The sequence below is a fragment of the Peribacillus sp. NPDC058075 genome (assembly GCF_042885195.1).
GTDB lineage: Bacteria > Bacillota > Bacilli > Bacillales > DSM-1321 > Peribacillus.
Map to the genome: position 1 here is coordinate 1692392 of NZ_JBHVSL010000001.1, position 13132 is coordinate 1705523.

A 13132-nucleotide genomic window follows, 5' to 3' on the forward strand; every position below is an offset into this window, starting at 1 on the left:
CATAATTGGAATAGTGTGTATAAAAATAACAGTTCATCCATAATATTAAACCAAGTTATTTTATAAGAAAACTCCATTGACAAGGATTAAATATATGTTAATATTTAAAATAATAAAACTTATCCAGAGCGACGGAGGGAATTGGCCCTTTGAAGTCCGGCAACCTGCATGATCGATGCAAGGTGCTACCTCCAACAAAATGTTGATCATTTTGGAAGATAAGGTAAAGATATTTACCTTGGGATCTTTCCATCATGGAAAGATTTTTGTTTTTTTGGAAAGTTGTAGGCAAACCATAACAATGTAAGGTTGTTTGGAATTATATAAATCTAAGAAATTCATTTAATCAGCGGTGAAAATAAGAAATTCGCGGATTTTCTTAAAGGAGGAACAGGCTTGGATAAAGAGAATCAGCTTGAAGAAATATTTGAACGACTTCAAGAAATGCTTAATACTATGAAATATGGATCCATTACACTTATTGTCCAGGATGGTAAAATCATTCAAATGGAAAGAAATGAAAAATTAAGAATTAAATAAGGTATCTGCTGACTAGAAAAACTAGAGGCGGGTTTAACTGATATAAAGAGAGTATTGGTTAGATTCGTCTCTTTTTTCCTAGAGTCAAACAAACTGGAGAAGATTACAACGGGTATTGATCAACAGTTACTCTAACCTGATACAGCAAGTTTTTAGAGGGGGCTACAAAGTTGGCTGCATTAATAAACTATGAAAATTTCAACACTGGGGATTTCCCTGTATTTCCCGAAGACAGTGAGACAAAAGGTGCTTTGGAAGTTCTGCAATGGGCGAATGACCATTATGGAAACGAACTGATCTATGCTTGCAGTTTTGGCATCGAAGGCATCGTGCTTACGGATTTATTGGCGAAGGTCAATCCTTCTGCCAAAATAGTTTTCCTTGATACAGATGTTCATTTTGAGGAAACTTATCAATTGATCGAGCAAGTGAAAAAGCGATATCCAAAGCTTTCGATCGAAATGAAGAAACCAGCCTTGACGCTTGAGGAACAAGCAGCTGAATATGGGGATGAATTATGGGTGAGAGATTCCAATAAGTGCTGTAACATCCGTAAAATCATTCCGCTTACCGATGTGCTTTCAACGGCAACAGCATGGCTTTCAGGACTGCGGAGGGAGCAATCCGAAACAAGGGCTTTGACCGAGTATATCAATAAGGATAATAAGTTCAAGTCAGTTAAAATATGTCCACTCATACATTGGACATGGAAAGATGTATGGCGCTACGCCCACAAAAACGGACTTCCATATAATATCCTGCATGATAATGGATATCCGAGCATTGGATGTAAAACATGTACTGCACCAGCCTTCAATGCAGATGATTTACGCTCAGGCCGTTGGCAAGGAGCTCAAAAAACGGAATGCGGATTGCATTTATCTTAAATAAATAAAAACCAGAGGCTTAAATAAATAGAAACCATAGGGGGAAATTAGCATGACAATCAGTTTACCGCACGGAGGAACATTAATCGATCTTTGGGAACCAAATTATGATATTAGTAAAATAACAAAGTCAATCGAAATCGATGAAATTGCTTTAAGTGATCTTGAATTGATAGGCACTGGTGCCTACAGTCCGATTAATGGATTCTTTACAAAAAGTGACTATGAGACAGTGGTCAAGGATATGAGGCTTAACAGCGGTCATGTATGGAGCATCCCGATTACGCTGCCTTTGACCGAAGAAATTGCAGAAACCCTTACTATAGGTGAAGAAGTAACCTTGACTCATGATGGTGAAACATATGGGGTTCTCTCCGTTTCCGATATTTACACTCCAGATAAGCAATTGGAAGCGACATTAGTTTATCAAACGGATGATGAGAAGCATCCTGGAGTGAAAAATTTATTTAACCGCGGTGATGTATATGCCGGCGGGGAAATAAAGTTGATCAAGAGAATAGAGCGTCCGCAGTTTCAAGCTCATTATTTGGACCCAGTCGAGACAAGGAAAGCTTTTGCTGAAAAAGGCTGGGAAACGGTTGTCGGCTTCCAAACGAGGAACCCTGTTCACCGTGCACATGAATACATTCAAAAAACCGCATTGGAGATTGTCGACGGCTTATTCTTAAATCCTCTCGTAGGTGCCACTAAATCCGATGACATACCGGCAGATGTAAGAATGGAAAGCTATAAAGTGCTGCTTGAAAAATATTATCCTAAGGACCGCGTCTCCCTTGCAGTTTTCCCAGCTGCCATGCGTTATGCAGGACCTAGAGAAGCCATTTTCCATGCGATGGTCCGTAAAAATTATGGCTGCACCCATTTTATCGTCGGACGTGATCATGCGGGTGTGGGCGATTATTATGGCACATATGATGCTCAAAAAATCTTTGGGAATTTCAGCGCAGATGAGTTAGGGATCACGCTATTATTCTTTGAACATAGTTTTTACTGTAAAGCATGTGGCAATATGGCTTCCGCTAAAACTTGTCCGCATGGCAAGGAAGACCATGTCATCCTGTCTGGAACGAAGGTAAGGGAAATGCTGCGTAATGGAGAAATTCCTCCAGCTACCTTTAGCCGTAAAGAAGTCATCGAGGTGTTGATCGAAGGTCTAAAAAAGAATGAAGTTTATAACTGATCGGACATAAATTGAAGGATCACATAAAGAGGGGGATTATTAATGAGTAAAAGTACGAATGTCACTTGGCATGAAACGTCATTGACCAAGGAGCTCCGCAGGAAGCAGAATGGCCATGAAAGCACAGTTCTATGGTTCACGGGTCTCTCGGGCTCCGGAAAATCAACGATTGCGAACGCAGTCGCTAAAGAGTTATATAATCGGAAGATTCGAAGTTATGTTTTGGATGGGGATAATATCCGTCATGGTTTGAATAAAGATTTAGGTTTTTCTGAAGAGGATCGAACCGAGAACATTAGGCGGATCGGTGAGGTTTCCAAGTTATTCGTGGATAGTGGGCAGTTCGTATTGACCGCCTTCATATCACCTTTCAGGGCAGATCGGCAGATTGTCCGTGATTTACTCGAAGAAGGGGAGTTTATTGAAGTATACATAAAGTGTCCGATCGAAGAGTGCGAAGTGCGTGATCCAAAAGGTCTTTATGACAAGGCACGTAAGGGAATCATTAAAGATTTTACCGGAATCGACTCTCCATACGAAGAACCTGAACAACCGGAAATCATTTTAGAATCCGACAAATACAGCATTGAAGAGTGCGTTGAACAGGTAATCGGTTATTTGACAGCAAAGAAAGCGATTTAATCAGGGAGGAAATATAATGGTTTACGAGAAATTCTGGTCGGAAAATCCACTAATCGCTAAAAATAAAACCGAAGTCTGGAAATTGGAAAAAGACGGCTTGAAGATATTTGATGATATTCCACATTACGCAGCAAATGGTTTTGAGTCCATCCCTAAAGAAAATTGGGATATGTTCAAGTGGGCAGGTCTCTACCTGCAACGGCCAAAAGAAGCTGGTTATTGGATGATGCGTGTCGTTATTCCAGGCGGCATCCTGACTTATGATCAACAAATAACGCTAGCAAACATCGCTAAAGACTACGGGAGGGGTGTATATGACATTACAACCCGTCAAGCCATTCAATTCCATTGGCTGACCATTGAACAAGTCCCGGATATCTTAAATCGTTTGGAAAAGGTTGGAATGACTACGGCTGGTGCTTGTGGTGATATCACACGCAATATCATCGGAAATGCACTGGCAGGCATCGATCCTGACGAACTTTTCGATACACGCGAAGTCCTTCATGATGTATTTGAGTATTTCCGCCTTAACGAAGACTATTCGAACCTTCCGAGGAAATATAAAATGTCCATAAGTGCTAATATCCATAATGCTTCAAATGCTGAAATCAACTGTGTTTCATTCAATCCGGCAACTAAAGTAATTGATGGAGTAACGGAAGCTGGTTTTCACGTAAAAGTAGGCGGTGGGCTATCCTCCGTTCCAATGCTGGCAGAGGAACTTGATTTATTCATTTCACCTGAAAAAACAGTCGAAGTAGCGGCCGCCATCACGACGATATTCCGTGACTTCGGGTACCGTGAAAAGCGTCATCGCTCACGATTGAAATTCCTTGTCGCTGATTGGGGTCCTGAACAATTCAAGGATAAATTGATCGAATACACCGGTCCGCTTCCTGAAAAGGGTGAAAGTGCGGTGAAGGGATGGAATGCCGGTTATTTCTATGGCATCCATAAACAAAAGCAAGATGGTCTGAACTACGTTGGAGTCAATATACCCGTTGGTCGTCTAAATCCAGACGAAGTGATCGAGTTTGCCGAACTTGCGAAAAAATATGGAAATGGTGAAATCCGCAACTGTAATTCTCAAAATCTAATCATTCCAAATGTGCCGGATGCAAAACTTGAGGAATTAAAACAGGAATCCATCTTTGAAAGATTTCCATATCACCCAAAAAAATTCATTGGTTATTCCGTTTCTTGTACAGGCATCGAGTATTGCAACCTGGCACTCGTTGAAACAAAAGAACGCATGAGGACCATTTCTGAATCATTGGACAAGGAAATAGATCTCGATGTTCCTGTAAGGATGCATATGGTCGGTTGTCCCAATAATTGCGGTCAAAGAGCCATCGCCGAAATTGGGCTGCAAGGCATAAAAATGAAAAACCAGGACAAAAAGATGGTCGAGGCTTTTGAAATATACGTCGGTGGAACGCTGAATGAGGGCGGGAAGTTCAATGAAAAACTTAAAGGAAAAGTGGAAGCTGAAAAGCTCTATCATGTTCTGAAAGAACTAATCCTATTTTTCAAAGAAACGAAACTTCTATCGGAAACCTTTCTTGATTTTGTGGAAAGGGTAGGGATATCCGAGTTACAAAGTAAGCTTGATGATATATTAACGGAAGTGGCAGTTTAATAGGGGAAGGTAAGCAATCCATGAATCTATACCGTTTTGAAGTCATTATCAAGGAAGAACCCATCCATGTCATCATTGTTGCCGATTCAGATGAAAAGGCGTTTGAACTTGTTGATATCGAGCTGGAAAAGCATTATTTGAAAATGCCTGAAGTGGATGACATCTCGTTATACGAAAAAAAGAAAATTAAAAATGGAGCAGGTTTCGTTTTATCGGAATTCGAAACAATTCTCTAAGGGAAGGCAGGTTGCAAAAATGGGGAAAGTATATCTAGTAGGAGCCGGTCCCGGAGATCCAGATTTAATTACATTAAAAGGATTAAAATGCATTCAAGAAGCTGATGTCATTTTATATGATCGACTTGTCAATAAAGAACTTTTAAATCATGCAAAAGACGGTGTTGAGCTGATTAATTGCGGTAAACTGCCGGATTATCATTTGTTGCAGCAGGATACCATTAATCGGTTCCTGGTCAAATATGCAAAAAAGGGAAAAGTGGTCACTCGTTTGAAAGGCGGCGATCCATTCGTCTTTGGCAGAGGCGGCGAGGAAGCGGAAGCCCTTGCCAAAAATGGCGTGAGCTTTGAAATCGTACCAGGCATTACGGCGGGAATCGCCGCTACAGCTTATGCGGGAATTCCAGTTACACATAGGGACCACGCTTCATCTTTTGCAATTGTTACCGGCCATCGGAAAAAGGATGAAGAGGATAATATCAAGTGGGAATCCCTTGCAAAAGGAATCGATACATTAGCCATTTACATGGGTGTTAAAAACCTGCCATATATTCAAGGGAAACTTTTGGAACATGGAAAAAATCCAGAGACTCCGGTAGCCCTTATCCATTGGGGGACATTAACAACGCAAAGAACAGCTGTCAGTACGTTGGCTAATGTAGTGGAAACGGCCAATAACGAACAGATTTCCAACCCTTGCATGATAGTCGTGGGCGATGTCGTTAATTTACGGGAAAAAATTAAATGGTTTGAAGGAAAACAAACTGAAAATTTGTTGGCGAATGAGGCCTTTTAATGGAAGCCATTTTATATATTTGCCATGGCAGCCGCGTTAAAGAAGCTTCAGCCCAAGCCATTGATTTTATTAAAGTTTGTATGCAAGCACAGCCAAATTCCATTCAAGAGCATTGCTTCTTGGAATTGGAAACTCCTACGATAGAAGAGGCCTACGAACGATGTGTGCTAAAAGGTGCGACGAGAATCATCGCCATTCCAGTCCTATTGCTAACAGCTGTACATGCAAAGCATGATATTCCGGTCATTTTGAACAAAATGAAAGAACGGTTCCCTGCCGTTGAATTGAAATATGGAAGACCGATTGGTGTCAGTGATAAAATGGTTGACATTTTAGTGGAACGGTTGGAGGAAACAAATGTAAGGGTTACGGAGGATTCCTTGGTTTTATTGGTTGGAAGGGGCAGCAGTGATCCAGACGTGAAACGGGATTTGTCTCGATTGGCAGATCTGCTAAGAAACAGGTTTCCTAAAATCCGTGTCCAAGAATGTTATTTGACAGCTGCCACACCAAGCTTTGGAGAAGCATTGGAAATAGCAGGGGAATCTCGATCAAACCAAGTATTTATCATTCCTTACCTATTGTTTACGGGTCTCTTAATGCAGTCGATTGAAAATAGCATAAAAAAGATCCAAAAAAAGGGGAAGCAAAAAATCATACTTTGCCGATATCTAGGTTATCATCCAAAGATTGAACAAGCCATATCGGAACGAATTCATGAAGTGAGTGGGGAGGGAGCCTATGTATCCAATTACGCTTAATATTGAGAACAGAAAGTGTGTCATTATAGGCGGTGGTAAAATAGGTTACTTTAAAGCGGGCCCCTTATTGGAAGCTGGTGCCGAAGTTACCGTCGTAAGCCCCGAGATATGCACGGGTTTTCAACTGTTGGAGAAAGAAGGAAAGATTCGAGTCTTACTTAAAGAAGTGGAAGAAACGGACTATAAAGATGCGTTTTTAATCATTGTTGCAACAAATTCTACTGAAGTTAATGAACGAGTATACGAGAATGCTTCCCAAAGTCAGCTGGTGAACGTAATCAGCAATCATGAGCTGGGTAACTTTCATATACCGGCCACATTGAATAGAGGCATGCTTTCCATTAGTGTTTCTACCAATGGAGCAAGTCCAACTCTCGCAAAAAAAATTCGGAATGACCTAGGTAAAGTATATGATGAATCTTATGAAGATTATCTTGAATTCCTTTTCGAAGCAAGGATGATCATTAAAAGTGGTTCCTTTTCAAAAGAGGAAAAATCTAAGTTATTGAAAGATTCAATAGAGGATATTTATAAATATTCCCTAAAAGAAAGATATCGTTTCTTAGCTAGGCTTATGCCAGTAGAAGCTGAATAAAAAAAATCATGGGCTGATCAGAAAAACTGAAGGCACCTAACCAACATGTTATTTCATGTTGGTAAGGTGCCTCTTTGTGTCTTATAGATCAACATGATCCTGTACAGGCAAACGGTGGTCGATGTTATCTAGGGTCTATTTTAGTTGAAAAAGGGGAATGTCATGAAAAAGTTAATCGTTTTAGCCTTTATCGGGTTTTTAGCCCAATTAATCGATGGTTCGCTTGGAATGGGGTATGGAGTGAGTTCCACTTCCTTATTGCTGACATTCGGGATTGCCCCTGCAGTAGCATCAGCATCCGTACATTTATCGGAGGTAGTGACCACAGCAGTATCCGGAGCTTCACATATAAAGTTTGGGAACGTGGATAAGAATATGGTCTATCGCTTAATCATTCCAGGTTCTGTTGGTGCATTTGTAGGTGCATGTTTCCTGAGCAACCTGCCAGCCGAATTAGCTAAACCGTATATTGCCATATTTTTATTTGGGCTTGGTGTATACGTTTTATTTCGCTTTTTATTTATTTTTAAACCGTCAAAGGACAATGAAACCGTAAGGCCATTGACCGCAAAACAATCCATTCCGTTAGGCCTTTTTGCAGGCTTTTGTGATGCAACAGGCGGTGGAGGATGGGGACCTATTGCAACGCCTGTTTTATTGTCAAAAAAAGGAATGACAGCGAGGAAAGCCGTAGGGACTGTTGATACGAGTGAATTTGCCATTGCATTCTTCGGAAGTCTTGGTTTTATCATTTCGCTTGGATGGGAAGCTGTCAATTGGCTTTGGGTCGTAGCGTTGATAATTGGTGGGGTGGTTGCTGCACCAATTGCAGCCTGGTTAGTCCGGATGCTTCCTGCTCAATTAATGGGTGTTTTAGTCGGTGGTTTCATTATTTTGATCAATGTACGAACATTATTAGCTACATGGATTCCGATTGAAGCCCACATATATATTTATACAGGCATCGTGATTATATGGCTTTCTGGAATACTTCTAACCCTCAATAAGATGTCCAATGCGAGAAAACATGATCATATCGAACAACGGCAGAATGTTTCCTGAACCCCGAATTTGATAGAAGCGAATTTACTCAAAAGTATATTGCGATACGTAATATAAAAACTCGTAGGTACGTAAATACCTACGAGTAAAGCCATTTGACAAATGGGATTCCGCCTTTAAATTTTAATAATGTTCTAAACCCTATTTAATAGATTCATTCATTTTCCAGAACCATTTTTTGGCTATTATCATTCGAGAGTTCTATGCCTCCAATATCTATGTAGTTTATTCCCCTAATAAAGAATCAATCGAACCCTTATACTAAAGATGGCCATCGTGAGAGATTGAATAGCAGCAGAACCATTAATTTATGGCCTGCTGCTGTTCAAATGATTGAATTGTACTTTCATATAATTCAATAAGCGGTAATATATTTTTTTTACTATCGAATTGTTTCACTACCAATTTCCTTAAATCCCTGCCTGTTTGAACACCTGCATTTGATTGATGGAGGTTGCGTAAGTCACGATAAAGAATGGCTTGGCTGCAAGTCTGTTTTGCAGCGTGATCCCCAAAGTAGCATTCCCAAGCTTGTTGAAAGTTTTTCTTATTCACCGCCCCAAAATATCCGAGATTTCCACAAGAAATAACGGGTCTTTCGCATGCCATAGCCTCCAAAGCAACCCTGCCCGTACCTACAACATAATCTGCAAGTGCATAATAGTCTCTCACATTTTTTTGTTCCCCTGTGAAATGAATGAAATCTTCTTTATATAAAGATTGGATGCTCGCAGCCACATTTTTAATGTCCTTGAGCTGGCTGCCGTTACCGATGATGATTACATGAAGGTTGGGGATATCCTTTAATTTTAAATCCCTGCAAGCTTTGATTAAAAGCATGCAGATTTTTGCTTTATGCCGGGTTATCCTGCTGCAGTAAAGAATTACTTTTGCATTCAAGGGAATATTCATTTGTCTTCTTAATTCATATGATGGGGAAGGGGAAAATTCAGATGTATCAATTCCATTTGCAATGACTGAAATATTCTTTGGGAAAAGTGGCTGAATTTGTTTTTTTACCGGTTCACTAACTGCGACCGCGGCATCTGTAAACTGTAACACACTTTTTATATCCGGTTTCTGGAAGTATGCCCCGTGCAGGGTGAAGACGAACGGAATATTGGAGAGCTTAGCTGCCTTTGCAGAGAGGTAGCCGGATATAATTTGGTGCCCGTGCACTAGTGTAATCTGTTCTTTTCGTAACAATTCTACCAAGCTATTCAATAATGGGGATTCCTCATTCGAGTTAATCGTTAATGTTTTAGGGAAATTCATTTGGTGAACTGTACATCCCGTTTCTCGTAACCGGCTAATCATGCTGCCTTTTCCTGTAACAACTGCTGTATATATTCCTCTAGACTGTAATTCCTTCACAAGACTCAATACATGCGTTTCCGTTCCGCTTACATCCATTGTATCTAACACCATCAGGACTCTAATGGATTTCATGATGCCTTACCTCCAGGAACTGAATGAAGCTTAATTTTATTTGAATTTAATGGTGAAAGTAACAATTTAATGCGGGAACCTCGTTCATTTAGCAGGGGGCAACAATTAGTATCTTCCGCTTCAAAAAAACCTTTATTAATAGGAAGTGAACATTTGAAAAATGGGGATTTTGCTTGTTCCATACTGTCTGCATTTAATGCAGGCTCTTTGTAGCATGGAGGGATTACAATGCCTATGTAATCCTTTTTTTGTTTGTTTGTCATAGTTATCACCTCAACCGTATCATATTCATCCATTAGAGAAATGGACATGATTTCGTAAAACCTTCAAAAAAAAGTAAACTAATTTAAAAACAGGTTGATTAGTCCAAGCCGAAAACATCAGTCATCAATATACTACTTTTGAAGCGATATAGAAGCAGCAGCAAGTTGTCAAGATCCTCAAAGGAATCAAATGTATCTGGTGGATCAATGAATTCAGGGGAAATCGAATCAAGGCAATAATATTAGCAAGGTCGAAAATTCATTTTCGGTTTGAACCATACCAGGATTCACAATATCGATCGACAACGAGTTCAGTGCTGCATGAAAGATAAGAAGGGGGGACCGATTCAAAAAGGAGAAGGTAAAGAAATGAGAGCATGGGGATGAAGGAAAAAAGAAGAGAACCATGACGAAGGTAATAAAATAGACAATATAAAGGTGGTAAAATAATGAGCACTGAGAAGCAAAATGAGAATCAAAGTGAGAAGCAAAGTGAGAAGCCATGTAAAAAGAATAGTTACGACTATCTTTACTATAAATGGCTTGTTGAAAATGGTCATCCAAGACCAGGAACACCTGGCAATTCAGGAGATCCATTCAATGATTTAAGAGGTGTTTTAGCAGCATTACTAGGAAGAACGGTAACGGCTTCAACTGATTTTGCCCCGGTAACGGGAATATTGAGTTCAATTCAAACTAATTATATTGTAATTACTGAAGCTGCGGGAACTGTAGTATTTGTTCCGTTCTATTCCGTCAATTCTGTTAGAGAGCCTATATAAGGAGGAGAATGCATTGTTAGCTAGTATTTTTTATGATCAATTAAAACATTACATTGGGAACACGGTCGAAGTGGCAACGAGCAGTGATTTATACGAGGGAGTGTTATTTGAAGTAACAGATGATATTTGTCGATTAACAGAAACCTCTCCAGGTTATGAAGGCAATCTTGATATCATAACCATTACACTAAGTCAAATAAACTTTGTTCGCGTGAATCACGCACAATAAGTTATAAGAAGCAGCCATCTATAAGGTGGCTGTTTCTTTTGAACGAGTAAAATGCATTGTATCCCGACCTTTTATAGTTCATAATCAGCCATTCCACTCATAAATGAAAGGAACTGTGTTAATATAGGTCGGGATCACCTATGATGCTTGATACTTCTAAACCATACTCATGTCAAGACAGTGACTTGAATTTGGTTTTTCTTGTTTAAAAGCAGTTATTTTTTATATCATCAATATAAGGTTTTCACTATGAAACAATCAACCCCCATTCTACAAGAAACGTGTTCAAGTTTTGGATAAATGTTTGAATATGGCGGAAAAGGTAGTTAATTATTTTTCAGTTTTGTACAATGATTAAATAGGAAATTTGAAAAGGAGTTTTAAAATGGAAGGCATCTATGATCATTTAAAGGTAAATTTGGATATTTTGTTCGTAGGCTTCAATCCAAGCATCCGTTCAGGCGAGACTGGCCATCATTATGCGAATCCAAACAATCGCTTTTGGAAAATCCTCTTCGAGTCCGGGCTGACACCAAGGAAATATGCCCCAACTGAAGACTCGTCATTACTGGATTTAGGTTATGGTTTTACCAATATCGTTTCCAGGCCTACAAAAGGTGCGGAAGATATCACTAAAGAAGAGTACATAATAGGAAGGCAGCATTTAAAAAGGAAGATTGAAAAGTATGAACCTAAACTTGTCTGTTTTGTAGGCAAGGGTGTTTATCAGGAATATCGTCAATTACGAAAAATCTCTTGGGGGCTGCAAAAAGAACCTTCATCGAATAAATCCATGGAATTCGTTGCCCCTTCTTCCAGCGGCTTAGTTAGAATGCCGATAGATGAGATCATCGAAATCTATAGTGAGTTGCCAATTCTGCTTGGCAAGAGGAATGTATAAGGGTCGGAATTTTCTGGGTCAGGATAATGCTGAATGGAAAAGCGATGGCTTTTCCGATGATGGGGAAGGCTTTTGGCAAGGAGTAAAGGATTATATACCTTAAGTTTCGGTTTGCTACAGAGGGTGCGAAAAACGTAAGGATTAAGCATGTTTGAAATGGCACTAATGTCCATTTACTCTATGCAGGGTCTGGACCATTCATATCGGCTTGGACGATTGCAGCAAGTCATACAGTCTCGGCCATATTTTTTACGATTTTTTAGTGAGCGGTCGTCATCTTTGCTGCATTAGCTCCGTAATTCAGGCAGCAAGGTTAGAAACAAAACCTGATAACCGGAGCCTTACTCACTGATGAAACGATTGGAGTTGGCCGTCACAACGGCACAGAAGAGGAAACAGATTGATATGAAATGAATGCTCGGTCTGAATCCTGCAGCCTATTTAAATTGGTTACTAGCACATATGGCCGGCGGTTTCTTTGGCGGATTCCAGGTCTCAAAAAATATGAAATGGATTTCGCCCTGACAGCCATGTTTATCGGCCTTTTTATTTTTGTGAATATTGAGTGAAAAAACTTTTTTATAGATCTTCTTTCAGTCGCTTTTAGCAGCATATTAATCGTTGTTGCAGTTGGTTTCTTCTTTCCTGGCAGTACTGGCGTCATAGTTGCAACGGTTATAGCGGCAGCGATAGATGGTGATTAAAAATGTAAATAAGCAGGTCTTTTAAATTTGACCGCAGCTTTTATCAGCTGTCCTGGTTGCATTGTATATGAGTAGTCTAATGGGTACGGTAATGATTGACGTACATTCTTTGATGATAATGCGATTTTTCTTTAAATAACTACTAAACATTTGAATGATAGGCCGATATAACCAGTAATGGATTGCCTTTACTGGGTTTTTATTTTCCAAAGAACATATTTCATAACGGCAACTTCATTACGGTTAGGCAAATGACGCTTTTTTAATGAACATTGGAAGCTTGATTATCAAAAAGGGCAGTGATTACATAAACTATGGTGAATGAACTTCTGAAAAAGTCGTATTGGATTGCTGAATTGAAAGCGCTTTTAATTGAAAAATGAAACAACAAACGTTTAGAAAATGGGAGTCTGTCAACAATGGGAATAAGCAAATAACTATG

15 protein-coding genes and 1 riboswitch are annotated in these 13132 nt (G+C 39.6%); of the genes, 13 read left to right on the plus strand and 2 right to left on the minus strand.

Annotation, left to right across the window (positions count from 1 at the left end; translation table 11 throughout):
* The first annotated feature begins 116 nt into the window (after nt 1–116).
* Nucleotides 117–225: riboswitch (SAM riboswitch) on the plus strand.
* Between the two features lie 171 nt (nt 226–396).
* The 10 genes from ACFVS1_RS08430 to ACFVS1_RS08475 all read left to right on the plus strand — a co-directional run bounded on the left by ACFVS1_RS08430 (nt 397) and on the right by ACFVS1_RS08475 (nt 8362).
* Nucleotides 397–540, plus strand: a complete 144-nt coding sequence (locus ACFVS1_RS08430; protein ID WP_352923212.1) for a YezD family protein — start codon at nt 397–399, stop codon at nt 538–540.
* 182 nt (nt 541–722) lie between these two features.
* Nucleotides 723–1427, plus strand: coding sequence for a phosphoadenylyl-sulfate reductase (locus ACFVS1_RS08435; RefSeq protein WP_387549249.1), 705 nt, complete (start codon nt 723–725; stop codon nt 1425–1427).
* Nucleotides 1428–1479: 52 nt separating this feature from the next.
* Nucleotides 1480–2628: a sulfate adenylyltransferase gene (gene sat / locus ACFVS1_RS08440; protein WP_387546359.1), complete on the plus strand. Its 1149-nt coding sequence runs from the start codon at nt 1480–1482 to the stop codon at nt 2626–2628.
* Nucleotides 2629–2670: 42 nt separating this feature from the next.
* Nucleotides 2671–3270, plus strand: coding sequence for an adenylyl-sulfate kinase (gene cysC / locus ACFVS1_RS08445; protein WP_352923217.1), 600 nt, complete (start codon nt 2671–2673; stop codon nt 3268–3270).
* Nucleotides 3271–3286: 16 nt separating this feature from the next.
* Entirely contained in the window at nt 3287–4912 is a 1626-nt protein-coding gene (locus ACFVS1_RS08450; protein ID WP_387546363.1) for a nitrite/sulfite reductase, read from the plus strand.
* 20 nt (nt 4913–4932) lie between these two features.
* Complete coding sequence (locus tag ACFVS1_RS08455) at nt 4933–5148, plus strand: DUF3906 family protein (protein WP_352923223.1); 216 nt, start codon at nt 4933–4935, stop codon at nt 5146–5148.
* Nucleotides 5149–5167: 19 nt separating this feature from the next.
* Nucleotides 5168–5944 carry a uroporphyrinogen-III C-methyltransferase gene (cobA, locus tag ACFVS1_RS08460; RefSeq protein ID WP_352923225.1) on the plus strand — a complete coding sequence of 259 codons (777 nt, stop codon included), beginning with the start codon at nt 5168–5170 and terminating at the stop codon, nt 5942–5944.
* Nucleotides 5944–6705 carry a sirohydrochlorin chelatase gene (locus ACFVS1_RS08465; protein WP_387546367.1) on the plus strand — a complete coding sequence of 254 codons (762 nt, stop codon included), beginning with the start codon at nt 5944–5946 and terminating at the stop codon, nt 6703–6705. The genes cobA and ACFVS1_RS08465 overlap by 1 nt, the downstream gene beginning before the upstream one ends.
* Nucleotides 6686–7300, plus strand: a complete 615-nt coding sequence (locus ACFVS1_RS08470; protein WP_241590770.1) for an NAD(P)-binding protein — start codon at nt 6686–6688, stop codon at nt 7298–7300. Before ACFVS1_RS08465 ends, ACFVS1_RS08470 begins: the two co-directional genes overlap by 20 nt.
* Before the next feature lie 162 nt (nt 7301–7462).
* Nucleotides 7463–8362: a sulfite exporter TauE/SafE family protein gene (locus tag ACFVS1_RS08475; protein ID WP_241590768.1), complete on the plus strand. Its 900-nt coding sequence runs from the start codon at nt 7463–7465 to the stop codon at nt 8360–8362.
* A 303-nt stretch (nt 8363–8665) separates the two neighbouring features.
* Here ACFVS1_RS08475 and ACFVS1_RS08480 read toward each other — a convergent pair whose 3' ends face one another.
* Both ACFVS1_RS08480 and ACFVS1_RS08485 read right to left on the minus strand, forming a co-directional pair.
* Nucleotides 8666–9811 (minus strand): glycosyltransferase, encoded by a 1146-nt coding sequence (locus ACFVS1_RS08480; RefSeq protein WP_352923231.1) that lies wholly within the window; start codon nt 9809–9811, stop codon nt 8666–8668.
* Nucleotides 9808–10074: a hypothetical protein gene (locus ACFVS1_RS08485; RefSeq protein ID WP_387546369.1), complete on the minus strand. Its 267-nt coding sequence runs from the start codon at nt 10072–10074 to the stop codon at nt 9808–9810. The genes ACFVS1_RS08480 and ACFVS1_RS08485 overlap by 4 nt, the downstream gene beginning before the upstream one ends.
* Nucleotides 10075–10523: 449 nt before the next feature.
* On the opposite strand from ACFVS1_RS08485, the gene ACFVS1_RS08490 reads away from it, so the two are divergent.
* The 3 genes from ACFVS1_RS08490 (at nt 10524) to ACFVS1_RS08500 (ending at nt 11986) form a co-directional block, all read left to right on the plus strand.
* Nucleotides 10524–10856, plus strand: coding sequence for a hypothetical protein (locus ACFVS1_RS08490; RefSeq protein WP_387546371.1), 333 nt, complete (start codon nt 10524–10526; stop codon nt 10854–10856).
* A gap of 13 nt (nt 10857–10869) precedes the next feature.
* Complete coding sequence (locus ACFVS1_RS08495) at nt 10870–11085, plus strand: hypothetical protein (RefSeq protein ID WP_352923236.1); 216 nt, start codon at nt 10870–10872, stop codon at nt 11083–11085.
* Nucleotides 11086–11470: 385 nt separating this feature from the next.
* Entirely contained in the window at nt 11471–11986 is a 516-nt protein-coding gene (locus ACFVS1_RS08500; RefSeq protein ID WP_352923238.1) for a mismatch-specific DNA-glycosylase, read from the plus strand.
* Nucleotides 11987–13132 lie beyond the last annotated feature (1146 nt).

Excerpts from the sequence above, each read along its gene's own strand:
- sat (WP_387546359.1), top strand. The coding sequence starts at position 1,480 with ATGACAATCAGTTTACCGCACGGAGGAACATTAATCGATCTTTGGGAA.
- cysC (WP_352923217.1), top strand. The coding sequence starts at position 2,671 with ATGAGTAAAAGTACGAATGTCACTTGGCATGAAACGTCATTGACCAAG.
- ACFVS1_RS08450 (WP_387546363.1), top strand. The coding sequence starts at position 3,287 with ATGGTTTACGAGAAATTCTGGTCGGAAAATCCACTAATCGCTAAAAAT.
- ACFVS1_RS08455 (WP_352923223.1), top strand. The coding sequence starts at position 4,933 with ATGAATCTATACCGTTTTGAAGTCATTATCAAGGAAGAACCCATCCAT.
- cobA (WP_352923225.1), top strand. The coding sequence starts at position 5,168 with ATGGGGAAAGTATATCTAGTAGGAGCCGGTCCCGGAGATCCAGATTTA.
- ACFVS1_RS08465 (WP_387546367.1), top strand. The coding sequence starts at position 5,944 with ATGGAAGCCATTTTATATATTTGCCATGGCAGCCGCGTTAAAGAAGCT.
- ACFVS1_RS08470 (WP_241590770.1), top strand. The coding sequence starts at position 6,686 with ATGTATCCAATTACGCTTAATATTGAGAACAGAAAGTGTGTCATTATA.
- ACFVS1_RS08475 (WP_241590768.1), top strand. The coding sequence starts at position 7,463 with ATGAAAAAGTTAATCGTTTTAGCCTTTATCGGGTTTTTAGCCCAATTA.
- ACFVS1_RS08480 (WP_352923231.1), bottom strand. The coding sequence starts at position 9,811 with ATGAAATCCATTAGAGTCCTGATGGTGTTAGATACAATGGATGTAAGC.
- ACFVS1_RS08485 (WP_387546369.1), bottom strand. The coding sequence starts at position 10,074 with ATGACAAACAAACAAAAAAAGGATTACATAGGCATTGTAATCCCTCCA.
- ACFVS1_RS08490 (WP_387546371.1), top strand. The coding sequence starts at position 10,524 with ATGAGCACTGAGAAGCAAAATGAGAATCAAAGTGAGAAGCAAAGTGAG.
- ACFVS1_RS08500 (WP_352923238.1), top strand. The coding sequence starts at position 11,471 with ATGGAAGGCATCTATGATCATTTAAAGGTAAATTTGGATATTTTGTTC.